21 protein-coding genes are annotated in these 23,958 nt (G+C 45.0%); 12 read left to right on the top strand and 9 right to left on the bottom strand.

From position 1 onward, the window contains the following. Positions 1-41: 41 nt before the first annotated feature. The 3 genes from ispE to IC229_RS03180 all read left to right on the top strand — a co-directional run bounded on the left by ispE (position 42) and on the right by IC229_RS03180 (position 3,644). A complete protein-coding gene (ispE, locus tag IC229_RS03170; protein WP_190885477.1) occupies positions 42-851 on the top strand; it encodes a 4-(cytidine 5'-diphospho)-2-C-methyl-D-erythritol kinase in 810 nt (269 codons plus the stop codon). A 101-nt stretch (positions 852-952) separates the two neighbouring features. Further along, positions 953-1,561 (top strand): cytochrome c oxidase subunit 3, encoded by a 609-nt coding sequence (locus IC229_RS03175; protein ID WP_190885478.1) that lies wholly within the window; start codon positions 953-955, stop codon positions 1,559-1,561. Between the two features lie 238 nt (positions 1,562-1,799). Beyond that, a complete protein-coding gene (locus IC229_RS03180) occupies positions 1,800-3,644 on the top strand; it encodes a M1 family metallopeptidase (protein WP_394355923.1) in 1,845 nt (614 codons plus the stop codon). A gap of 37 nt (positions 3,645-3,681) precedes the next feature. Here IC229_RS03180 and IC229_RS03185 read toward each other — a convergent pair whose 3' ends face one another. From IC229_RS03185 to secA, 4 genes are all read right to left on the bottom strand, one after another. Then, positions 3,682-4,620 carry a 3-oxoacyl-ACP synthase III family protein gene (locus IC229_RS03185; RefSeq protein ID WP_190885480.1) on the bottom strand — a complete coding sequence of 313 codons (939 nt, stop codon included), beginning with the start codon at positions 4,618-4,620 and terminating at the stop codon, positions 3,682-3,684. A 136-nt stretch (positions 4,621-4,756) separates the two neighbouring features. Next, positions 4,757-5,881: a glycosyltransferase gene (locus IC229_RS03190; RefSeq protein ID WP_190885481.1), complete on the bottom strand. Its 1,125-nt coding sequence runs from the start codon at positions 5,879-5,881 to the stop codon at positions 4,757-4,759. Next, a complete protein-coding gene (locus IC229_RS03195; protein ID WP_190885482.1) occupies positions 5,878-6,960 on the bottom strand; it encodes a hypothetical protein in 1,083 nt (360 codons plus the stop codon). The genes IC229_RS03190 and IC229_RS03195 overlap by 4 nt, the downstream gene beginning before the upstream one ends. A gap of 126 nt (positions 6,961-7,086) precedes the next feature. Beyond that, on the bottom strand, positions 7,087-10,482 hold the full coding sequence (gene secA / locus IC229_RS03200; RefSeq protein WP_190885483.1) for a preprotein translocase subunit SecA: 3,396 nt from the start codon (positions 10,480-10,482) through the stop codon (positions 7,087-7,089). Positions 10,483-10,723: 241 nt separating this feature from the next. Here secA and IC229_RS03205 point away from each other — a divergent pair, with 241 nt between their 5' ends. From IC229_RS03205 to IC229_RS03240, 8 genes are all read left to right on the top strand, one after another. Then, positions 10,724-13,135, top strand: a complete 2,412-nt coding sequence (locus IC229_RS03205) for an SLBB domain-containing protein (protein ID WP_190885484.1) — start codon at positions 10,724-10,726, stop codon at positions 13,133-13,135. A 21-nt stretch (positions 13,136-13,156) separates the two neighbouring features. After that, positions 13,157-14,236 carry a Wzz/FepE/Etk N-terminal domain-containing protein gene (locus IC229_RS03210; protein ID WP_190885485.1) on the top strand — a complete coding sequence of 360 codons (1,080 nt, stop codon included), beginning with the start codon at positions 13,157-13,159 and terminating at the stop codon, positions 14,234-14,236. 4 nt (positions 14,237-14,240) lie between these two features. Beyond that, positions 14,241-15,203 (top strand): GDP-mannose 4,6-dehydratase, encoded by a 963-nt coding sequence (locus tag IC229_RS03215; protein WP_190885486.1) that lies wholly within the window; start codon positions 14,241-14,243, stop codon positions 15,201-15,203. 94 nt (positions 15,204-15,297) lie between these two features. After that, complete coding sequence (locus IC229_RS03220; protein WP_190885487.1) at positions 15,298-16,779, top strand: oligosaccharide flippase family protein; 1,482 nt, start codon at positions 15,298-15,300, stop codon at positions 16,777-16,779. After that, positions 16,764-17,504, top strand: coding sequence for an FkbM family methyltransferase (locus IC229_RS03225; RefSeq protein WP_190885488.1), 741 nt, complete (start codon positions 16,764-16,766; stop codon positions 17,502-17,504). The genes IC229_RS03220 and IC229_RS03225 overlap by 16 nt, the downstream gene beginning before the upstream one ends. Positions 17,505-17,657: 153 nt before the next feature. Beyond that, positions 17,658-18,647, top strand: a complete 990-nt coding sequence (locus tag IC229_RS03230) for an NAD-dependent epimerase/dehydratase family protein (RefSeq protein ID WP_190885489.1) — start codon at positions 17,658-17,660, stop codon at positions 18,645-18,647. Next, positions 18,647-18,997: a cupin domain-containing protein gene (locus IC229_RS03235; protein WP_190885490.1), complete on the top strand. Its 351-nt coding sequence runs from the start codon at positions 18,647-18,649 to the stop codon at positions 18,995-18,997. Before IC229_RS03230 ends, IC229_RS03235 begins: the two co-directional genes overlap by 1 nt. An 11-nt stretch (positions 18,998-19,008) precedes the next feature. Beyond that, complete coding sequence (locus IC229_RS03240) at positions 19,009-19,746, top strand: glycosyltransferase family 2 protein (RefSeq protein ID WP_190885491.1); 738 nt, start codon at positions 19,009-19,011, stop codon at positions 19,744-19,746. A 180-nt stretch (positions 19,747-19,926) separates the two neighbouring features. Here IC229_RS03240 and IC229_RS03245 read toward each other — a convergent pair whose 3' ends face one another. From IC229_RS03245 to rpmG, 4 genes are all read right to left on the bottom strand, one after another. After that, positions 19,927-20,388, bottom strand: a complete 462-nt coding sequence (locus IC229_RS03245; RefSeq protein ID WP_190885492.1) for a hypothetical protein — start codon at positions 20,386-20,388, stop codon at positions 19,927-19,929. A 21-nt stretch (positions 20,389-20,409) separates the two neighbouring features. Next, a complete protein-coding gene (ftsY, locus tag IC229_RS03250) occupies positions 20,410-21,375 on the bottom strand; it encodes a signal recognition particle-docking protein FtsY (protein ID WP_190885493.1) in 966 nt (321 codons plus the stop codon). 180 nt (positions 21,376-21,555) lie between these two features. Then, complete coding sequence (locus tag IC229_RS03255; protein ID WP_190885494.1) at positions 21,556-21,711, bottom strand: DUF4295 domain-containing protein; 156 nt, start codon at positions 21,709-21,711, stop codon at positions 21,556-21,558. Positions 21,712-21,785: 74 nt separating this feature from the next. Next, entirely contained in the window at positions 21,786-21,971 is a 186-nt protein-coding gene (rpmG, locus tag IC229_RS03260) for a 50S ribosomal protein L33 (RefSeq protein ID WP_012929817.1), read from the bottom strand. A 159-nt stretch (positions 21,972-22,130) separates the two neighbouring features. On the opposite strand from rpmG, the gene IC229_RS03265 reads away from it, so the two are divergent. Continuing rightward, on the top strand, positions 22,131-23,351 hold the full coding sequence (locus IC229_RS03265; RefSeq protein WP_190885495.1) for an NADH-quinone oxidoreductase subunit D: 1,221 nt from the start codon (positions 22,131-22,133) through the stop codon (positions 23,349-23,351). Positions 23,352-23,416: 65 nt separating this feature from the next. Here the strand turns inward: IC229_RS03265 and hpt are convergent, their stop codons facing one another. Then, on the bottom strand, positions 23,417-23,947 hold the full coding sequence (gene hpt / locus IC229_RS03270) for a hypoxanthine phosphoribosyltransferase (RefSeq protein ID WP_190885496.1): 531 nt from the start codon (positions 23,945-23,947) through the stop codon (positions 23,417-23,419). Positions 23,948-23,958: the final 11 nt, after the last annotated feature.

Here is a 23,958-nt window from a genome sequence, read left to right on the forward strand (position 1 = left end):
ACGTCATCATTCATCATTCATCATTCATCATTCATCATTCTTTGCTCTCCTTCCCTACCTGCAAAATCAACCTCGGACTACGTATCACCGAAAAGCGTACCGATGGTTTTCACAATCTGCAATCTTGCTTTTATCCCGTTGGCTGGGGCGACGTACTGGACATAGTGCCGAGTGATACGTTTGACTTTAGTAATAGTGGCTTGCCGATTCCGGGTAATGCCACTGACAATCTTTGTGCTAGGGCTTACGAACTGCTTCGGCGTGATTTCGACGTACCGCCCGTACAGATTCATCTCCACAAAATTATTCCGATTGGTGCGGGGTTAGGCGGTGGCTCGGCGGACGCAGCGTTTACACTTAAAGCGCTGAACGAACGCTTTTCGCTCGGATTGAGTATTGCGCAACTGGAAGATTACGCGCGTCTATTAGGTAGCGACTGCGCCTTCTTTATTCAAAATCGGCCCCTTTATTGTACTGAAAAGGGCGATGTGTTTTCAGAAATTGCGGTTGATCTGACTGGCTATTATATCCTGCTGGTGTACCCAAATCTGGCTATTTCAACGGCTGAAGCATATGCGGGCGTAAAGCCACATCAACCAGAGCAAGCACTGCTTGACCAATTGCAAGCTCCCATTACGTCCTGGCGTAATACCATCCATAATGATTTTGAAGATAGTCTGTTTCCTAAATATCCGATCTTGCGGCAGATAAAGGATCAACTGTATAAAATTGGGGCCGTCTATACCAGCATGAGCGGTTCCGGCTCGACAGTATATGGCATTTTTAACGCGCCAATTGTCACGCCAAACCAATTTCAGAACTACAACGTTTGGCAGGGAAAGTTAATGTGAGTCGAAAGGCCCCGACAGGCTCCGGCTGTCGGAGTCGCAACAGCGACTAATTAAATAGCTACAACTGACAGTCGGAGCCTGTCGGGGCCTTTCGACTTACCATGAGTAACTTCATCACGAAACGACGGGAACCGTTCCGGTTTATGGTCTGGCTGGGTATTGCCAGCAGCGTGATGCTGTTTACTATGTTACTGGTGGCCTATGTAATTCGTCGGGCCGGTTCGGGGTGGGCCGATATAAAACTACCGAACGTTTTTCTGGCCAGTACCTTCGTTATTCTCTTAAGCAGTTTTACGTTGCACACGGCTCATCAGGCGTTTCGTCACGAGCGGTTTGGCTCATATCGTACCAACATGGTCACTACGTTTGTGCTTGGTACGTTGTTTATCCTGCTACAGGGGTGGGGTTGGTATCAGATGATTCAGGCGGGTATAGGCCTGGAGGGTAATCCGGCGGGTGGATTCGTTTATATTATTTCCGGAATCCATCTGTTACATATTCTGATCGGTCTGATTTTTCTGGCGATTGTCCTGGCCGAAGCACTACGTCGCCGACCTTATATCGACTCGTTTGTATATAGTGTAAATCCGCCGAATCGGTTGAAAATAAAGATGATTGTACTCTATTGGCACTTTGTCGATGTGCTCTGGATTGGCTTGTTTGCCTTTTTGGTTGTTCATCATGGTGTCGATTGGCAATTGCATCTGTAAGTATTATCCAGTTTCGCTCCTTTCTAGCGTTATTTGTAATAGTTTAATTAGTACGTATCATTCTGCCTTTTACGAGGTTATATAGCCATCGTAACGTATCACCTGTTTATTTTTCATGAAAAAACACATCCTCTGGCCGGGCTTATTTCTGCTTTGTTTTACGGCCTTTGCACAAACTAATTCAGTTCCTGCCAATTCTAAATACGACCCACTCGCGTTATTTCACCCGTTGTTTAACATGCAACCGGGCAATGATTATCGGACGGGTAGTGGAGCACCGGGCCCTCGCTACTGGCAAAACCGTTCTGATTACCAAATTGCCGTTACGTTAGATGAGCAGCAGAAAACGGTTGCCGGTGAGGTGACCATTACGTATAAAAATAACTCACCCGAAACACTGCCTTACTTATGGCTCCAGCTCGACCAGAATGCCTTTAGTGATACGTCGCGGGCCGCCAAAACGACGCCTACAACGGGCGGACGGTTTGGTAATCTGGGTTTCGCAGGTGGTTTGACCATCTCGAACGTCCAGGTTGATCAGGGGAAGGGTGGTTTTGCGAAAACCAGCTATGAAATCACCGACACCCGTATGCAGGTGCGTCTGAGCACGCCCGTGAAGGCTAATGGCGACGTAGTGAAAGTGAAAATGGAATTCTCCTTTAAAATTCCAGAATACGGCTCCGACCGGATGGGCCAGCTTCGACGCAAAGACGGTATTATTTACGAAATCGCCCAATGGTATCCGCGTATGTGTGTATACGATGATATTGAAGGCTGGAACGTATTACCGTATCTGGGCGCCGGCGAGTTTTACCTGGATTATGGCGATTATGAATACAGCATCACCGCTCCCTGGGATCACATTGTGGTTGGCTCCGGCGAGTTACTAAATCCAAACGACGTACTGACGGCTGAGCAGGTAAAACGATTGGCACAGGCCCGTCAGAGCAATAGTACCGTTATTATTCGTGGGAAAGATGAAGTGACGAATCCAGATTCGCGCCCGAAAAAATCGGGTACGTTGACCTGGAAATTCCGGTGCCAGAACAGCCGCGACGTAGCGTGGGCGTCGTCGCGCAGTTTTGTCTGGGATGCCGCCAAAATTAATTTGCCAAGTGGTCAAACGTCGCTCGCCCAATCCGTTTACCCGGTAGAAAGTGCCACCAACGATTCATGGGGCCGTTCGACGGAGTATGTTAAAGGCTGTATCGAATTCTATTCGAAATACCTGTACGAGTACAGCTACCCAGTTGCTACGAACGTAGCGGGCATTGTGGGGGGCATGGAATATCCGGGTATTATTTTTTGCGATCACCGTGATAAAAAAGATGCACTTTGGGGCGTAACCGACCACGAATTCGGGCACAACTGGTTCCCAATGATTGTGGGGAATAACGAACGAAAATTCCCCTGGATGGACGAGGGATTCAATACGTTCATCAACGGCTTATCGACGGCAAATTTCAATAAAGGTGAGTACAATCGGGAAAAAGGCACCATGCACGATCTGGCTCCAGCTCTGTTTGCACCAGCCGAACCCATCATGACCATTCCTGATGTGCAACAGGCACGGGTGCTGGGAATACTTGCTTATTTCAAACCGGGTATCGGGTTGAAACTGCTACGTGACGTAGTACTCGGTCCCGATCGGTTTGATTTTGCGTTTAAGAATTACGTACAACGCTGGGCATTCAAGCATCCAACCCCTTACGACTTTTTCCGCAGCATGGAAGATGGTGCCGGTGAAGATTTAGGCTGGTTCTGGCGCGGCTACTTCTACGAAACCTGGAAACTGGATCAGAGCGTACAAGGCGTGAAATACGTGGATGGTTCACCAGCCAACGGTTCGCTGATTTCCATTGATAATCTGGAGAAAATGGCGATGCCAGTCACAATCGAAGTGACTGAATCAAACGGCAAAAAAGGACGTATCAATCTGCCAATCGAAGTATGGCAGCGCGGTGCCGGCTGGACGTTCAAGTACAACTCAACGTCTTCTTTGAAGTCAGTTGTAATAGACCCCGACCAGAAACTCCCCGACATTAACAGCAAAAACAATATCTGGCGCGCGGATGCGCAGTAGCAATCGTAGAGACAAGGCATGCCTTGTCTCTACACTTTTAAACTTCCACCAGCATGGCTCCGTATGAGTAGCCGCCACCGAATACGGTAATGACAATACGTTGGCCTTTCTGGAACGTATCCCATTGTTCGGAGAGGGCAATCGCGCAACCGGCGCAACCTGTGTTACCGTATCGCTGTATGTTGGAAATCAGCTTTTCTTCGGGCAGACCGAGCGTGTTCATTACGTTACGTGAGATACGTAAGTTAGCCTGGTGCGGTAAGATGTAATCGACATCGGCCAACGTGAGGCCGCAACGTTCGATGGCCTGTAAGCTCGCCTTGGGCATGTACTGGCAGGCATTAATGAAAACATCGCGTCCATGCGGCATCGTTACGCCACCATCTGCGGGTTTCATCATCACGCCCGTTGTGGCCTTGGGCGTGTGAGCTGCTCCACCCGTCAGGAGAGACTTTATCGCGAAATCAGCGTCGCTTTGTCGTTCTTTGGTGATGAGTAGCGCAGCCGCTCCATCGCCCCAGAGGTGGCCCGAAACCGTGTCCTGTTCATTATAATACAACGTATTGTGTTCGGCTACAATGACCAGCGCCCGACTGGCTTTGTTGAGCGCAAAATACCCTTCTACCAATTCAATTGCGTTAAGGAGGGACGAACAGGCCGTAGAGACTGAAATAACCGGTATGTCAGGAATACCTAGATAATGTTGCGCTTCGTGGGCCAGAGAAACAATTGTATCGTAGGGTGTATACGTAGCGCCAACAATCAGATCAATTGTAGATAAGTCGACTTTTTCCTGAAGTTTCCGGACAACTTCAAGCGTCATTGTATTAGTATTCTCGCCGGGAGCGGCTTTGCGTCGCTCCACAATTCCCGTACGCTCAATAATCCAGTCACTTGAAAGTCCGTTGAGCTGGGTAAAATGTTCGTTGCCAACTATCTGTTCGGGCAAATAATGGCTTACCGCGTGTATATACATCAGACCAAATAAATTGGGACTAACACGAGTATAACCCGTAATTAGTGCCTAAAGTTAAATCCTTCCGGGAAAACGTAGTATTAAACATTAGAACAATACCATAATGTATTGGATATGTCTAATTTGATACGTTATTCTAATTCCGATAGAGTATTCGTTTATAAAAAAGAAGCAATTTTTCGGCTTCTGTACGCCAATTATAGTGTTCCTCAACAGCTCGTTGCCCTCGTTCACCCATGTTTTGAGCTTCGTCAGGATGCTCAATCAGATACGTAAGGGCGTCGGCCAATTGCTGAGGTTCATACGGCGATATACAAAAACCACAGCGATGCCGTTCCACTACGTCCTGATAAAGCGGAAAATCGGACGTAACGACGGGCAGTCCCAATGCCATATATTCAAACAGTTTGGTTGGATAGGATTCGGGATAATCGCCAACGGGTTTAAGCAAAGCCAGTCCTGCCGTAGCGCCAGCCGACTTTGGAAAAGCCAGTCGCTGATCAGTATACCCGTAAAAATGTATCGAATCGCGCACAGCAGCGTAGTCTGGAATAGCCTCCAGGAGTTCGGCCGTAAAGATACATTGTCCAAACAAATGAACCGCTACGTTCGGATGACTGACTTTTAGGAGAGCCGCCCCTTTTATTAACGTATCAATCGCTCTTTCGAAACTAAGCCAGCCAATGTAAAAGAACGAAGGATGTGTCGGATTCGGGCCATATGGCCGACGAAACGGCTCCAGAAACGACAATAGCGGGAAATTATAAATCACTACGTGCGGTTTCGCCAGTTGCGAATACGTACTGAGATAGCCGTGTTCGGTGAAAATAAGGTAGAAATTTTGCCGGGCCAGATGATCGAACCACAAAAATGCTTTCTGAAGAAAACGGCCTTTGTTAATAGTTTTCAGGTGCATTTTTTTATGCAGATTTTCCTGAACCTCATAAATGATCTGAGCGCCTAACAGCCTAAACGCATACGCAAAAGGGACAAACTCCGGTACGTATATATGTACCAGTTTCGGACGTAGCGGCAGGCAACGTAGCAGAATCAGCGGACAGGTAATCAGGATGCGCCAGATGACGCGTCGGTAGTAGGGGAGACGGATAAAGTGAATGTCGGGAGCTACGGATGGGTCCGCGTTTGGCAGGGCGCAAAAGACCTCATATTCATCGGCAAGCGTCTGGCATTGCTTAAAAACGATACGTGGGTCTTGCGGCTGGTGGGCCGTACTGATATGCAGAACGCGGATTTTTTTCATTTTATCACGCCAAAGCTACGTAGCTCGGCGTCAATTTTTTGATTCCAGCGTTCCTGTGCGGCCTGATTCAGGCTGTGATTTGTTTCGTTGTCGTATTGCGTCTGCATCCGATTTAGTTCGCGATATGCTTCAATGAACTGATACTGAGCAATACTGTTGTAATCTTCCAGCGTCAGGCTATCGGGATTGAGTTTCTTTTTGAAACGCTCCAGAATAATTTTAGTGATGTCGAAATGGCGCTGCTCATGGTTGAGGGCATAAGCGTTTTTGGCATCCGCCCGGCCCCACGACGAGTTTTTGAGCATATACGCCTTCGCGTTGAGGTTCAAAACTATAACCCCATTTTTGACCGTGCTTTTACCCTCATACGAAAAGCTGGTAAAAACTTCAGCAGCATAGTGGCTACTCTTGCGGGCTTCGCCCTTGAAGTCGGCCCAGGTTAGTTTACGGTCGGGGTTATATTGTACCGTATCATCGTCGGTAATGCGCGTATCGTCTATAAAGTTAACCTGAAGTTTTTTTGCCAGTTTCTCATTTCGTCCACTCTCACGGTTCATGTATTCGTTGAATCTACGTAGCGAAGCACTCAGTGTTTGTCGAATACTAGACTCAATGACTCCTGTCTGATCTAACGGGCGCGTATACTTAGTGCCGCCCTGATAGTCCATCAGGTGCGTGCTGGTTTCAGATCCGGTATCATCTTTACTCAACAACTCGAAAGCAAGAACCAGCTTAAACTCACCTGTTACGCGATTTCCGGCTGCATTTTCGCTGACGCGGCACTGCTTCACCCGCATAGCAACAGGACGTAGTGATTTTGTTTGGCGCAGACTTTGATTGACAAATTGCTGAAAACTACCCGCCAGGCCTTTCTCCAGATCGACCGCTTGAACAGGCTTATTCACTTCTAATGCCAGGTGGGCGATAGGGCCGCGTTCAGTACGTTGGTCGGTAACCGTAGCGATGTAAAATTCTTTGGGCGTAAACGGTAAGTTTTCGGAGCGAAGTCGGATGGGGTCAATCTGGGGCGTAACCGATATCAGACCGAAGAAAAGTAGCGAAAAAAAGACTTTGTTCATGCTACGTTGATAACGTATTGCCTGCCTAAAAAGTGTCTATTTATTAAGCTGACTACGTGTGTTTTATACCAAAAACGCCCGCTAATTTTTCGGTCAGCGGGCGTTTGGTAAACTAGGATTAACGTACTAATCAATAAGCATGGCTTTGCCGCTTATTACGTCGTTTTCAACCGTTTTGAACTTGACATCGCGTTTTACCGATCCATCAACGTATTGAACGTTAACGCGGGCGTTACGATCGAGTTTAGCGACACGTACCGGAGCCTGACGCTGTGCCGGCATTGGTGGCGAACCAGCGCCCATGGCGTTGTTTTCGGCCATGCGACGAGCATACTCTTCGGGCCCACTAGCCAGATGATCGTCGTTGAAATCTTCTGCGTTGGTCTGGAGTTTCGGCTGTGGTTCCGGGCGTCGTTGGGCAGGTGCCTGACGAATCTCCTGCTGCACTTCCTCCTGTTCCTGGGCCGGAATATCGGCTTTGGTCAGGAAGCTGATGGTGTCGAAATTCACCTTGTTCAAAAACCGCTTGAACAACTCTACCGACTCAAATTTGTAGATAAGCAGTGGATCTTTTTGCTCAAAAACAGCATTTTGTACCGATTGCTTCAAATCATCCATTTCGCGGAGGTGTTCCTTCCACTCCTGGTCGATGACCGACAACGTAACGGCTTTCTCCATTTCCATCACGATTTCGCGGGCACCTGAATCGACGGCTTTTTGCAAGTCCGAAACTACCGTCAATTCGTGAAGACCATCGGAAAATGGCACCACAATGTTTTTAATCTGGTGACCCTGCTCACGTAGCACTTGCGTCAGAACGGGCAAGGCTTTTTCGGCAATAGCGTTGTTTTTCTCCTGATAATGCGCTTCGGCCTCATCGTACAAACGACGAATCAGGTCGGGTTTTTTTAGGCGATTGAAGTCACTGTCAGACAATTCGGGCGAGAGACCGAGCGTGGTCAGCAGCTGAAGTTTTATTTCCTCGATATTGCCTTCGGCGTTGTTGACGGTTTCTTCCACTACGTCGTACATCGTATTGGCGATGTCGAGCGGAAGCCGATCACCAAACAGGGCGTTACGTCGACGTTTGTAAATGGCTTCACGTTGGTAATTCATTACGTCGTCGTATTCGAGCAGACGTTTCCGAATGCCAAAGTTATTTTCCTCGACTTTCTTCTGGGCACGTTCGATGGATTTGGTAATCATCGAGTGCTGAATTACCTCGCCTTCTTCTAGACCCATCCGGTCCATGACCTTCGCGATACGTTCTGAACCGAACAACCGCATCAGGCTGTCTTCGAGCGACACGAAGAACTGCGACGTGCCGGGGTCTCCCTGACGGCCGGAACGACCACGCAACTGGCGGTCGACCCGACGCGATTCGTGACGCTCAGTACCAATAATAGCCAGACCACCGGCGGCACGCGATTCAGGCGTCAGCTTAATGTCAGTACCACGACCCGCCATGTTGGTAGCAATGGTAACATTACCCGGTAAACCCGCCGTTGCCACAATTTCAGCTTCACGCTGGTGGTATTTGGCGTTCAGAACCTGGTGCGGAATTTTACGTAGCGTCAGGAACCGGCTCAGTAACTCGGAGTTTTCAACTGATGTTGTACCGACCAGCACCGGACGTCCTTTTTCGACCAGACTCGTGATTTCTTCCACAACGGCGTTATACTTCTCCCGAACCGACCGATATACTTTATCTTCTTCGTCTTTGCGGCTAATGGCACGATTGGTTGGAACGACTACTACGTCCATTTTGTAAATCTGCCAGAACTCAGACGCTTCCGTTTCGGCCGTACCCGTCATACCCGCCCGTTTGTGATACATCCGGAAGTAGTTCTGGAGCGTAACGGTGGCGTACGTCTGGGTAGCGTCTTCGACCTTTACGTTCTCTTTGGCTTCAACGGCCTGATGTAACCCGTCCGACCACCGACGCCCTTCCATGATACGTCCCGTTTGCTCATCGACAATTTTCACCTTACCGTCCATGATAACGTATTCGGTCTCTTTCTCGAACAGCGTGTAAGCTTTCAGCAACTGGTTTACCGTATTGATACGTTGCGTTTTAACGGCGTAGTCGCGAATAACGGCTTCCTTGTGAAGTATTCTTTCCTGCTCCGACAAATTGCCATCTTTCTCGATCGCGTTCAGATCGATAGAGAGGTCAGGAAGGATGAAGAAGTTTGGATCTTCGCCAGAACCGGTGATGTAGTCGATTCCTTTTTCGGTTAGGTCGATGCTGTTGTGGCGCTCGTCAATCGTGAAATAGAGAGGAGCATCCGCTTCGGGCATCAGTTTCTGGTTTTCGGCCAGATAAATCGCTTCGGTACGTTGAAGAAGCGCCTTGTTCCCGGTTTCGCTCAAGAACTTGATGAGCGGCTTATGTTTTGGCAGACCTCGGTGTGCCCGGAACAGCGACAAACCACCCTCTTTTTCATCGCCAGCGGCAATTTTCCGTTTGGCGTCGTTCAGGTAATCGTAAACCAGTTTCCGCTGCGCTTCAACGACTCGCGACACACGAGGTTTTAGCTCAATATAATCCTGCTCATCGCCACGCGGTATCGGACCGCTGATAATAAGCGGTGTTCGGGCATCGTCAATCAACACGGAGTCGACCTCATCGACCATGGCGTAGTGGTGCTTGCGCTGAACCAGTTCACCGGTTTCGCGGGCCATGTTATCGCGCAGGTAATCGAAGCCAAATTCGTTGTTGGTGCCATACGTAATGTCGGCCAGGTAGGCTTGTTTCCGTTGCTCAGAATTAGGCTGGTGTTTGTCGATACAATCGACGCGCATGCCGTGAAACTCAAATAGTGGGGCCATCCATTCGGAGTCACGTTTAGCCAAATAATCGTTGACCGTTACGATGTGCACACCCTGCCCCGCGAGCCCATTCAGGAAAGCCGGGAACGTAGCAACCAGTGTTTTACCTTCACCGGTGGCCATCTCAGCAATTTTACCCTGGTGCAGCACAACCCCGCCAATGATCTGAACATCGTAGTGTACCATGTCCCACTTGATGAGCGTGCCAGCCGCGTCCCAGCTATTGGCCCAATGCGCCTGATCGCCATCAATCACTACGTTCTTTTTACGGGCGGCTATAGCCCGGTCCAGGTCATTGGCTGTAACGGTTAGTTGTTCATTTTCCGTGAACCGACGCGCCGTTTCCTTCACGACCGCAAAGGCCTGTGGGAGAATGTCGAGCAGAACGCGCTCCAGTTCAGTATTACGGTCGGCTTCAAGTTTATCGACCTGATTGAAGAGACGTTCCTTTTCGTTGACGTCTACATCGGGATGACCAGCCTGCTCCCGGAGGTCGATAAGCTGGTTATCAATGTCGGCCAATTCATCAGCAATCTGCGCCTTCAGTTGAGCTGAAATTTGCCGTAATTCATCGTTCGAAAGATCTTTCAAGCGAACGAACTCGGCATTTACCTTCTCAACATAGGGAAGCAGTTCTTTAATATCCCGCTGTGATTTGGTTCCGAAAAATTTGGCTATGAGATTAATCATAAGATCTTTTAGTGATAATCTTCAGTCAGTAAGTCATGAACCGGTAAGGATCATGATGGGTTGATCATAAAGACTGTTTTTCTCACAAATTTAGTGCTTTACAACGGGACTACAAGGCAAAACCCCTCTCACAGACGGTCCCTAGAATCATAAAGGGATGATGTTTTAACGAGAATGCGTTACTTTTGTGTCTCAACATTTTATTTTTGCAGTTCAAATTTTGGCCCAAGAGCCATTATTCATGCGCACTAAAGACAAATTGTCACGTTTTTTCCACCATATCAGTCATTATCAAGCCGTTTTTTTGCTATTCGTAATGCTACTCGGATCGTATCAGGTTTCGGCCCAGGTACCCCGTTCCCGAGTAGATCAGTTAAGCGATGAAGAGGTGGAAAACTTTTACAAGCGGGCACAATCCAGTGGCCTTAGTGAAGCGCAGATTGAACAAGCCGCTATGTCTCAGGGTTATACGTTGGACGACATCGCTAAAATGCGCCGACGTATTCGTGATTTACGTACAAAGTCGTCCCGGCCCCAAAATCTGACTTCAGTTGACCCTAAAACAACTGGTCGAACGTTACCCGATGATTTATCCAGCCGTCAGGATTCACTAAATACCGCACGGCGCGACACAAGCCGAAAATTGCGTGTGTTTGGGGCTTCATTGTTCGAAAATGCCAATTTGTCATTTGAGCCGAACTTACGGATTGCTACCCCACGCAACTACGTAGTAGGACCCGATGACGAAATTCGAATTGATATTTCTGGAGCATCGACCGGCGAATATCAGCTAAAAGTTAGCCCCGACGGTACGGTAAAGGTTCCAGACATACCGGCGATTTTTGTGAGTGGCCTCACGATTGAACAGGCCGAACGACGTATCATCGAACGATTGCGCCAGGGAGGCTATGAGGGTTTAGGGCGTGCCGGTAGTGGTACCAGTGCCAATGTGACATTAACCAATATTCGCAGTATCCGTGTTACGTTGGTTGGTGAAGTTGTTCGGCCTGGTACGTATACCATCTCATCGCTCGGCTCAGCCTTCAACGCGCTTTATCTAGCGGGTGGTCCAAATCCGGAAACAGGTTCGTTTCGTAAAATAAATATCATTCGGGGGAATCGGATTATACGTACCATTGATCTGTACGATTACATTTTACGGGCTGACCAACGCGATAATATCCGCTTGCAGGATCAGGATGTCATTCGCGTAGCCGACTATGATACACGTGTGGAATTAACCGGGCAAGTACGTCGACCGGCTATTTTTGAATTGCTGCCTGGCGAAACCCTAAAAACCTTGTTGGCCTTTGCCGGTGGTTTTGGTGATGATGCGTACCGCGCTTCCATTACGTTGCGACGTAACACCAACCGTGAGCGACGTATCATTAACATCACTGAAGAGCAGGTTGCTACGTTCGCACCCCAACGTGGCGATAAATATTTCGTAGGAAAGATTCTGGATCGGTATGAGAACCGGATTCAGGTGAGCGGGGCCGTTATGCGCCCCGGCGACTATGCGCTCGAGCCAGGATTAGAAACGGTACGTCAACTCATCAACCGGGCCGAGGGTTTGCGGAAGGATGCGTTCATGAACAGGGCTACAATCACCCGCGAACGACCTGATATGGATCGGGAGAATCTTTCCTTTGATCTGGGCAAATTAATGGCGGGCCAGATTGCCGATATTCCGCTGATGCGTCAGGATAGTTTGTCTATTCTGTCTATTCGAAACCTGCGCGAAGATTACTACGTAACGATTCAGGGCGCCGTGAATAAGCCCGATACGGTTGAATTTGTGGCCAACATGAGTGTAGCCGATCTGATCGCTAAGGCAGGTGGTTTTGAGGAAGGGGCCAAACCAAATTTGATTGAAGTCGCCCGGCGTATCCGACAGGATTCGGCGGGTGTTCGGTCGACGATCCTTGAAATGTATCGATTTGCCGTCAGTCGTAACCTTGAAATCAGCCCATTAGAATCTCCATCGACAAATTCGTTAGAAAACGCAACTGGTTTTCGATTACAGCCTTTTGATATCGTTTATGTACGAACATCTCCGAACTACGAGCTACAGCGACAGGTATATGTTAGTGGAGAAGTGATGCAACCGGGGAATTATGCCATTTCCAATCGACAGGAACGTATCAACGACCTTATCCAGCGGGCGGGAGGTCTGAAACCGGGTGCCTACATGCCGGGTGCTCAATATCGTCGTCAGGGACAGGTAATCGGGAGTGACTTACGCTACGTTCTGGATAACCCAAATGTGGAAGAAAATTTGTTGGTAAATGACGGCGATACCCTTTTTATTCCCCGTCGTTCCGAAATAATATCAGTGCAGGGGGGGGTCTTAAACCCATCATCTGTCAGTTACAAAGCGGATTATGATTTTGAGGATTATATTTCTGAAGCAGGCGGTTTCACCGATAATGCGCGGAAATCGAAAGCTTACATTATTTACCCGAACGGCCGGAAAGACCGTACCCATAATTTTCTTTTCTTTAAATCAAGACCTAAAGTCGAACCCGGTTCGACTGTTGTTGTCCCTTTCAAGCCGCTTGATACCAACCGATTAACATCGGCTGAACGTATCGGTATCTTATCGCTTTTGGCAACCGTATCTATTGCGCTTATCAATGTAATCATTCGTTAAGCATACGTAATTAGTTTTAACATGTCAGTTACTGAAAGTCACCAAAAGGAAAAAAGTAACGGAGACGAATTGGAAATTCGACTGGGTGACATCCTAAATTTTTTGAAAAGTAACCGCCTGAAGATAATATTATGGGCGGGGATTGGTTTAGTTATTGGAATAGTATATGCTTTCTCCAAGCAGAACGTATATACTTCCCAAACAACCGTATTGCCTGAAATTCAGACTAAAGCAGGAAATTTAGGGAACTTAAGTTCACTTGCCGGTTTGGCTGGAATTGACATAGGTTCCGGGGCGTCGGCTGGTACAGACGCCATTCGACCAGATGTTTATCCGGACGTACTACAAAGTGTTCCTTTCGCGCTTCACCTTCTGAAGCAGCCTGTTTATTCAAAACTTTTTGGAAAAGAGACCTCACTGGAGCAGTTTATCAATGAGGTGAACAAACCTTCCTGGCTGGGAAGCTTATTTAATTCTGAAGATCCGGGTAAAGCAGAGGCAGCTTTGCCAGTTACTAAAAGTAAACCGTTAGTGATTACTAAAAAACAGGAGAACCTTGTATTGGTAGTACACGAATCTGTGGCTGGAACCTATGACAAAAAAACGGGTAAGATCCAGGTAACCACTACGTGGACAGACCCAATCGTTGCGGCTACAGTAGCTAAACTGTCGTTGGATTACCTAACGGAATACATTTCGGGTTACAGGACGGAAAAGGCCAGGAGTCAGGTTCTTTTTTTAGAAAGTAGATTGAGTGAAGCAAAAAGCAGGTATCAATTGGCTGAGTATGCCCTTTCTAAGTTTCGTGATCAGAATCGAAGCTTGTATTTAAATACGGCTAAGATTGAAGAGCAGCGATTACAAGCCGATTACATACTGGCTCAGGGTGTCTTTGGTGATCTTTCCAAACAGCTGGAGCAGGCCAAAATTAAGGTTGCTGAAGATGCTCCTGTATTTAAGTTGTTAGAACCTGCCAGAGTACCCTTAAAAAAGAGTGGCCCTAAACGGAGTGTACTAATTTTAGTCTTTGGGTTTGTAGGGCTATTTTTATCAATCCTGTACTATGGAGGAAGACAGGTGATAGTATATCTAGATAAATGACTCTGTGAAGAAAGCATTAATATGTGGTGTATCTGGTCAGGATGGCGCTTATCTGGCTAAACTTCTCCTTAATAAAGGGTACACTGTGTTTGGAGCATCCCGCGATGCACAGATGTCATCCTTTGGCAATCTGAAGCGGCTTGGTATTTATGATGATGTAAAACGGGTTTCCATTAGTATAAACGACTTTCGCTCTGTACTTCAAACCTTACAACGTGCTAAACCCGATGAAATTTATAATCTGGCCGGTCAGAGTTCAGTAGGTTTATCCTTTGAACAACCTGTAGAGACGCTCGAAAGTATCAGTGTTGGTACGTTAAATTTGCTGGAAGCTATACGTTTTACAGGACTACCCATTCGTTTTTATAACGCAGGATCAAGCGAATGTTTTGGCGATACTGGTAACGTACCGGCCGATGAGCAAACACCTTTTCGCCCGCGCAGCCCCTATGGTGTAGCTAAAGCGGCTGCTTTCTGGCAGGTAGCTAATTACAGGGAGGCTTATCAAATTTATGCTAGCACAGGCATTTTATTCAATCATGAATCGCCTTTACGACCCGAAAGATTTGTTACGCAAAAGATTGTGGCAGCTGCCTGCCGTATAGCCAAAGGGAGCCGTGAAACGCTTACACTAGGAAATATCGACATCGCTCGCGACTGGGGGTGGGCTCCCGAATATGTGGAAGCTATGTGGCTCATGTTACAACAGCAAAATGCCGATGATTACGTCATTGCTACTGGTAAAACGCATAAACTAAGCAGGTTTATACAGGTCGTTTTTGAAGCAGTTGAACTTGACTGGCGGCAGCATGTGCAAACTGATCCATCTTTTTTTCGCCCAACAGATATCGCTGAGGGATATGCTAATCCGGCTAAAGCTAAAAAGCAGTTGAATTGGGAAGCCCGGTGCAGTATGGAAGATGTGGGACGAATGATGGTAGAAGAGAAAATGCTTGCAGAAATATAATAAATAAATCTAGTCTGTGGATAATACTTCATCTATGTATTTGCAAAAGCATAATCGATAGCAACATGAAATTGAAGTTGATTGAACTAAGTTTTTGCCTGTTGAATTAGTTAAGCCATTATTAATGTTTAAAAGTAGTTTCTTTAATCTCCTTGGAGGTGTTGTAAGGCTAATAGTAGCTACGATCTCTATCCCTCTGCTAGTGAAAGCTTTAGGGGTAAGTTTATTTGGTTTATATTCAATAGTCAATGCTATAACAATTGTTATCTCGTTAGCTGAGTGGAGTATTAGTATATCCACAACGGTTCACGTGGCCGACAACCCCAATAAAAAGGTACTAGGTGCATGTTTCTGGGTCACAATGATGTTAGGTTTAGTGCTAGGCTGCTTAATCTATCTGTCCTCATATTTCGTGCAGGTGTTTTTAATTTCGTTTTCTCCAGAGCAGCAGGAACAAGTCAGTTTTTTACTTAAGATAACCTCTCTCACAACCATCTTCAGAATTCCGCATCAATTCTTTATAGGCCTGGAGCAGGCGTATAACCGATATGATGCTCAAAATCTGATTACAACAGTTTACAATCTATTATTTTATATTGGCTCTATATTTATTGCTGGATATACTCATTCACTCACCGGAATATTTATATGGCAATTTTTTATTATGGTATTAGGGTTAATTATGCATATTGCTTATACATCAAAAAGTAAATTTTATACCAGTTTCAGTAGTCTATTTTCGTGGTCTGGGGCTGAAATCAAAAAAGTGCTATCGTATTGTAGCTCAATATGGCCAAGCTCATTAGGTGCAGCCTTATTTACACAGGGAGATCGTCTATTAATTGGCCGATTACTCGGCTCTGAACTGACAGGTATATATGCTGCTGCGACCTCAATAACTACTCAGATAAATAATATATCTGCATTACCTGCTCAACCCTTATCTTCCTATATAAAATCAAAAGATGTTGTAGACGATACGCACTTACTAAATCAGACGATATCCAATACAGTCTATCTTAACGTATTTATATCTGTTGCCTCAGCAATTACCATAATTTGCTTTTCAGTAGAGATTAATTTACTAATTCTTGGAAACATATCCAACTACGAAAATGCTTCATTAATACTACCTACTTTGGCCGGTATTTATGCCGTGTATTCCTTCAACGCTGTTGGTTATTACATTTTATTTGGCGTATTTAAACAAGCACTAAATACAATTATAATTCTGATTTCTGGTATAGTAACATTAATTCTGATTTACCTATTAACCATGCAAATAGGAATTTTAGGCGCAGCCATTGGGAATATAGGATTCTGGTTGACTCTATTTTGTCTTGTATACGGCTATCGCGCAGTGTCATTTTCGCTTATTTATGTCATAAGGATATACATTTTTGGGTTTCTATCCTTAATTTTGTCCTTTGGGTCACTATATTACAATGAATTATATATTAGAATGTTCATATTCTTATTATGTATGTTCTTGTTGATAAGGGCTCTTCCAACTAAAATAGTTGAACAAACTCAACAGAAGTTGAAAGCGAAATATTACAAATGGAAAAATATATAGACAAGATTGAGAGGTTAATATTTTTTTTAAATAACCCTAGTCTGAGCCGTTGGCGAAAGTATGAGTTTGATTATAAAAAATATTTACAGTTTAAACAAAAATGGTTCGCAGATTTTAGATTCGATACTATACTTGATATCGGTGCAAATACCGGCCAATCCGCTATTGTTTTCGCACTGGCATTTCCCGAGGCTAAAATTCACTCGTTTGAGCCACTTCCTGATTGCTATGTTCAATTAGAAAAGGTAACAGAATTATTTCCAACTATTACGGCTCATAATTATGCATTAGGTGATGATGTTGGCGAGATTTCGTTTGAACGTAATGAGTATTCCCCATCATCTTCATTGTTGAAAATTGCTGAAAATCACGTTAAGCATTTTTCGAATACAAAATCTGTTCAAACAACTCAGGTTCCCGTTGTGAAGTTGGATGAATACGCAAAAAATTTAGATATAAAAGATAATTTTTTAGTAAAACTTGATGTGCAAGGTTATGAAAGTAAAGTTATAGCTGGTGCTGAAAAAACCTTAAAAAAAGCTAAGGTTATAATTCTAGAAACTTCATTTGAAATATTGTATGAAGATCAGCCCCTTTTTGGAGATATATACAACAAAATGGTAAAACTAGGCTTCCAATATTCAGGCTCATTTGATCAATTAATTAGCCCAATCAATGATAAAATTGTTCAACAGGATGCTATTTTTATAAACACATCACTTTAGGGTTAATTAAGTTCTATACAATTACCAATTCTATTTAATCAACAAAACATAGCTATTTGTATACCAAAGGTCAAAAGTAGCTTTTAAATAATTGTGATTAACTGATTTATGTCGATATTTATGGTGAAAATTTAGGAAATTAAACAAGTAATCATGAAAAAAGCACTTGTCTGTGGAGCTGGCGGTTTCATTGGTGGGCATCTCGTTAACCGATTAAAAGCTGAAGGGTATTGGGTGCGAGGAGTTGATATAAAAGAGAATGAATACGATAATAACAACGCTGATGAATTCATTCTTGGGGATTTGAGAGACCCTAATGTCGCTAATGCTGTTGTTACTGCAGACCTTGACGAAATATATCAATTAGCAGCTGATATGGGCGGGGCAGGGTTTGTTTTTACAGGAACTAACGATGCCGCTATCATGCATAACTCGGTCCTATGCAATCTTAATATCCTCGAAGCTGCTAAGAATGAGGGAGTTCGACGAGTATTTTACTCTTCATCAGCCTGTATGTACCCTGAATATAATCAGCTTGATCCTGACAATCCAAAATGTTCCGAAGATTCGGCATATCCAGCTGCACCTGATAGTGAATATGGATGGGAGAAGTTATTTTCGGAGCGACTGTTTCTTGCATACCAGAAAAATCATGGTATTGAAGCCCGCATTGCCCGGTTTCATAACATATTTGGGCCGCAAGGTACCTGGGATGGCGGCCGTGAGAAAGCGCCTGCTGCAGTTTGTCGAAAGGTGGCTTTGGCTAACGATGGGGAGTCAATCGAAATTTGGGGCGACGGTCTTCAAACCCGTTCATTCCTGATTGTCGATGAATGCGTTGAGGGAATTCGTCGGTTAATGAATTCTGAATTCTCAGAGCCGGTTAATCTTGGGTCAGAAGAAATGATATCACTCAATGACTTTGCTAAAATGGTGATTGATATTTCTGGTAAGAACTTGACTATCAATAATATTCCAGGCCCGCTGGGCGTCCGAGGACGTAATTCGGATAATCGCTTGATTCAGGAAAAACTGGGTTGGGCGCCATCTACACCGTTACGAGCAGGTGTTGAAAAAACGTATGACTGGATTTCGGAACAGATTCAGCAAAAGCAGCTGAAGTCAAGTTTAGTAGAAATGTAATGGAGCGAATTACGGCCTCTCTTGCAACCCTTGAGCGTGAGCTTACAGCCCATGCTCAAGGGTATAAACAGGTCTTTCTAAGGAACAATGACACGCCAACTAAAGTAACTCAATTAGCTTTTGGCGAGTTTTCTCATTCCGATTACTGTGAATTACATAAACATGCCACAATGGAAGAATTCTTTTTCTTTTTAGAAGGAAAAGGTATTTACACGGTGGGTGAAGAATTAATCGATTTACAACCTGGAGTCTTTGTACGTATTGCCGCTGGTATTTTACACCGCCTTGAGGCTACCAGTGTTGAACCACTGAAATATGTATATTTTGGTGTGGCTACAGATTGTGAATGAAGTTTATAAGTATGAAACGTCCACTAATATCAATTATCACTGTTGTTTATAATGCTCGTAAGACATTTGAAGCAACGATCAAGAGTGTATTAAGCCAAGACCAAGAATTATTTGAGTATGTAATTATTGATGGAGGTAGTAAAGACGGAACGCTTGATATTATTCGTAAATACGAAAATCAATTGGGCAGCTGGGTAAGTGAACCCGACAAAGGTATTTTCGACGCTATGAATAAGGGAGTCGACCGTGCCAAAGGGGAATGGTTATTCTTTTTAGGGGCTGATGATTTATTATGTGAAGATATTTTAGCTAAAGTAAGCTCACATTTACAACCAAATTTAGCAGTTGTCTATGGAAATGTGATGTTGGATGGTGGTCGTATTATGCGTTCGCATATTGGTTTAAGATGTTTGTTTGAAAATAGATTACACCATCAAAGTGCCTTCTATCACCGACGGTTATTCACTGATTTTCGTTATGAACAAAAGTTCAATATTTGTGCGGATTATGAATTAACATTACGAATATATTTACAGAAACAGCCTTTTCTGTATGTACCTTATACAATCGCTGTTTTTGCTTCGGGAGGAAATAGTAATGATCTTACAAGTAAAGATATTAATGAAATTCGTGGAATTTACTTACAGAAGCCTTGGTTAAATTCGATTTTAAGCTTTATGATCGATACCTATTATTCGTATTTCAGAACAAAGGTATTTATCAAAAGAAAAGTACTCAAACTCGCATAAATGCGTAGAAAGTTTTTTATAAATAATTCCCCAAAAGATTAATCAATCAGGTATTGCTGGGATTGTTTTCTTTATAATAACTTTATTTAATAAGTTGCTCTGTCTTGTACAATAGGATTACTACGTATCAACTTAGCGCTAAAGATCAATTTTAATACGTAATGCAACGACCGTAGTTATTTAAAAAACGGCGTCATGCGTAATTTCGACCGTTACGTTAGACCAGCGATTTTTTTCGATACGTATCGGAAAAATATTATTCTGCGAGTCATATAAATTAGCATACAACCCCTTCGGTTCACGTACCAGAAGAGAGTATTGACCTGTAGATAAAGTCAGACAGAATTTCCCGGCAGTATCAGATTTAACGGTTTTAATAGGCTTAGCGCTACGTACTGACCTAATAAAGCCATTTTCTCCCGCATCCACCATATTCATATTCAGCAGAGGGAAAATTAAGACTTCGCGCTGAACAGGTTGCGCTTCTGGAGTTTTCGCGTCGGGGCTAGGCATCTGATTACCTCGTTTGACAACTACCACACCACAAATGCCCTGCGTTGGCGCTTTCGAATGAAGTGGTTTTTGAGAACATGCCAACGTAGCACTGAAAATGAGCGAAAATCCCAAAGTTACATAGTTCATGTAATTTCAGAAGAAATAGTATTATTTCTTGAAAAACGAATCCACAAACTCCATCTTATTGAATGTTTGTAAATCGTCGATTTTTTCGCCGACACCGATATATTTTACTGGGATTTTAAACTGATCTGAAATACCAATGACTACACCACCTTTGGCAGTACCATCCAATTTAGTGATAGCCAGCGCCGACACTTCGGTGGCTTTTGTGAACTCTGTTGCCTGAATAAACGCGTTCTGCCCTGTTGAGCCATCAAGCACCAAAAGCACTTCATGTGGAGCATCTGGGGTAATTTTCTGCATGACGCGTTTGATCTTCGTCAACTCGTTCATGAGATTCACTTTTGTGTGCAACCGACCGGCTGTATCAATTATCACTACGTCGGCACCCATATCCGTTGCTTTTTTGACGGCGTCGAAGGCAACGGCCGAAGGGTCGGTGTTCATGCCATGGGAGATGACCGGCACACCTACACGGTCGCCCCAGAGCTTTAGCTGGTCGACAGCGGCTGCTCGGAACGTATCACCCGCACCCAAAACAACCTGCTTCCCTCGTTTGTGAAATTGGGCGGCTAATTTGCCAATGGTTGTCGTTTTTCCTACTCCGTTTACACCAACCACCATAATAACGTAAGGTTTTTTATTGGCTGGTAGAGCAAAATCGTCCGTTTCCAACTTGCCATTTATATCTGATTTATCAGAAAGCAGTGCGGCAATTTCTTCGCGTAGAATACGATCTAATTCATCTGTACCCATGTATTTGTCACGAGCAACGCGCTCTTCGATACGTCGGATAATTTTAACCGTTGTCTCTACTCCTACATCCGACGAAATAAGGACGTTTTCAACTTCGTCGAGTACCTCTTCATCAACGGTTGATTTACCTACAACTGCCCGCCCAAGCTTAGAGAAAAAACTGTCTTTTGTTTTCTCCAGACCCTTGTCGAGCGTTTCTTTCTTTTCTTTTGAGAAAAAACCAAATAAAGCCATAATGCTGATAGTGAATTGTCAGAGTCATTAGTCGATAGTTGTTAGCATCAAACACTGACGACTATCGACTCCTGACTGTCGACTAATTTCAACAAAGCTATAACAAAAAAAGTCCCACAAAGCCAACAAAGGCTGTGGGACACTTTTTATGATTGTACGGATACAATGAATCAGAAAAACTTACGATTTCAGCGCGTTCTGAACTTCATCAATCGGAACCATTTCTTCTTTGAAGGTGTACGCGCCCGTTTTAGGCGACTTTACGGCTTTGATAATCTTGGCAAATGCCTTACCGTTATCCTTCGTTTTCAGGGTTGCAACTACCTTTTTTGCCATGGTCTATATAGTCGTTAGTAGTCAGTCGTTAGTCGACAGTCATTAAAGACCAGCGACCAGCGACTATTAACTGATTACTTAATTTCTTTATGCAAGGTAACTTTTTTCAGGAACGGATTATACTTTTTCCGTTCGATACGAGCCGGGGTATTTTTCCGGTTTTTCGTCGTAATATACCGGGACATGCCGGGTACACCGCTGTCTTTCTGCTCGGTGCATTCCAGAATAACCTGTATTCTATTGGCGCCTTTCTTTGCCATCGCTAAAGTCTGTTTTCTCGATAAGGAGCGCAAAGGTACGAAATACCTTTGATTTCGTCAATAGATGATTTAGAAAAACAATGATTTCTACTACGTTAGCCCGAAAAAAAGGAAAGTTTTTGGCTTTCGGGCGTTCCCTTTCGACCTTTGGGCCTAATCATGATCATGCAGAAAATTCAATACGAGTATGCTCCCGGCCATTTTCGGGCGTCTGAACCGAATTTGCGTCGGCCCGAAACGCTGGCTGAAGGTGAAATGATTCTGAATATGGGGCCGCAACACCCGTCTACACACGGCGTGCTACGTCTCGAAGTGGTTACCGATGGCGAAATCATTGTCGACGTAGTACCGCACGTGGGTTATCTCCACCGTTGTTTTGAAAAACACGCCCAGTCACTTCCATTCAACCAAACCATTCCGTTTGTCGACCGACTTGATTATCTGGCCGCTATGAATTGCGAACACGCGTTTGTGATGGGCGTTGAAAAAATGTTGGGCATTCAGAACGACATTCCGAAGCGTACTGAATACATCCGGGTGTTAGTAGCTGAGCTAAATCGAATTGCCGCCCACTTTGTAGGCATCGGTACGTATGCGCTCGATATTGGCGCTTATACGCCGTTCCTATGGCTCATGCGTGATCGTGAGCATATCCAGCGGATGCTTGAATGGCTAAGTGGCGCCCGAATGCTTTACAACTACATCTGGGTAGGCGGACTTTTCTACGACCTTCCGGTTGGTTTTGAGGAGCGTTGTCGAGAGTTTGTTACGTATCTGAGACCCAAACTACTTGAATTACAGCAACTGGTCATCGAGAATGTAATATTTGTGAAACGTACCGCCAACGTGGGCGTGCTGCCGCTGAACGTAGCGATTAACTACGGCTGCACTGGTCCTATGCTACGTGGCTCGGGGCTACGTTACGATTTGCGCCGGGTTGATGGTTACTCGGTTTATCCTGAACTGGATTTTGACGTACCGATCGGTGAAGGAAAAATGGGGGCCGTCGGTGATTGCTGGGACCGTAACTACGTCCGGGTGCAGGAATGTCATGAATCCATACGTATCATCGAACAATGCCTCGATAAACTAATAGGCCCCCACAAACGGACGCGCGACTATGATCCTCAGGCAGTAGTGCCCAAGAAAATTCGGCCGAAAGCGATGGATTTTTATGCTCGTGCCGAAAGTGCCAAAGGCGAACTGGGCTTTTTCTTCCGAACCGATGGCCGTTCCGACGTACCGGTACGATGCAAAGCGCGTTCATGTTGCTTTCACAATTTATCAGTTATCAGCGAAATTACTCGGGGTGCCATGCTGGCCGATTTGGTCGCCGTAATTGGCTCCATCGACGTAGTGATGGGGGAAGTTGATAGATAATTTCAAAGAGTGAAAAACCTACCGGATGGTTTCGCTCTTTCACTCATTCGCACTTTCGCTCTTTTTTAACTCTCCAGAACCAGAATATTCGGCGTATTTCGGCCTAATCCGTCGTAATCCAGGCCATATCCGAGTACAAATCGGTTTTCAATCGAGAAACCAACGTAGTGTAAGTCGAGCGGTTTTTGCAGGGCTTCGGGTTTGAACAGCAACGTAGCAATGGTAAGTGAGGCTGGTCCCTGCTGCTGCAACTGATCACAGAGGTCAAAAAGTGTTCGACCCGTGTCTACAATATCTTCTACAACAATTAAATCACGACCTTCGACGGATTGGCTAAGTCCCAGAATCTGCTTGAGTTGACCTGTCGATTCGGTGCCCTGATACGATGAAACACGAAGAAACGTGATTTCGCAGGGGATAGTCAGGTGCTTCATTAAATCGGCGGCAAACAAAAAGGCTCCGTTGAGCACTACAACCAATAAAGGCTTCTTGTCGGCGTATTCCTGATTGATTTGTTCGGCCAATTCCTGAATCCGTGTCTGAATGGCTTCAGCTTCAATAAACGGAACAAACGTTTTATTGTTGACAGTTATCATAGCAATGTTTG

The sequence above is a fragment of the Spirosoma profusum genome (genome assembly GCF_014699005.1).
Taxonomy (GTDB): Bacteria; Bacteroidota; Bacteroidia; order Cytophagales; family Spirosomataceae; genus Spirosoma; species Spirosoma profusum.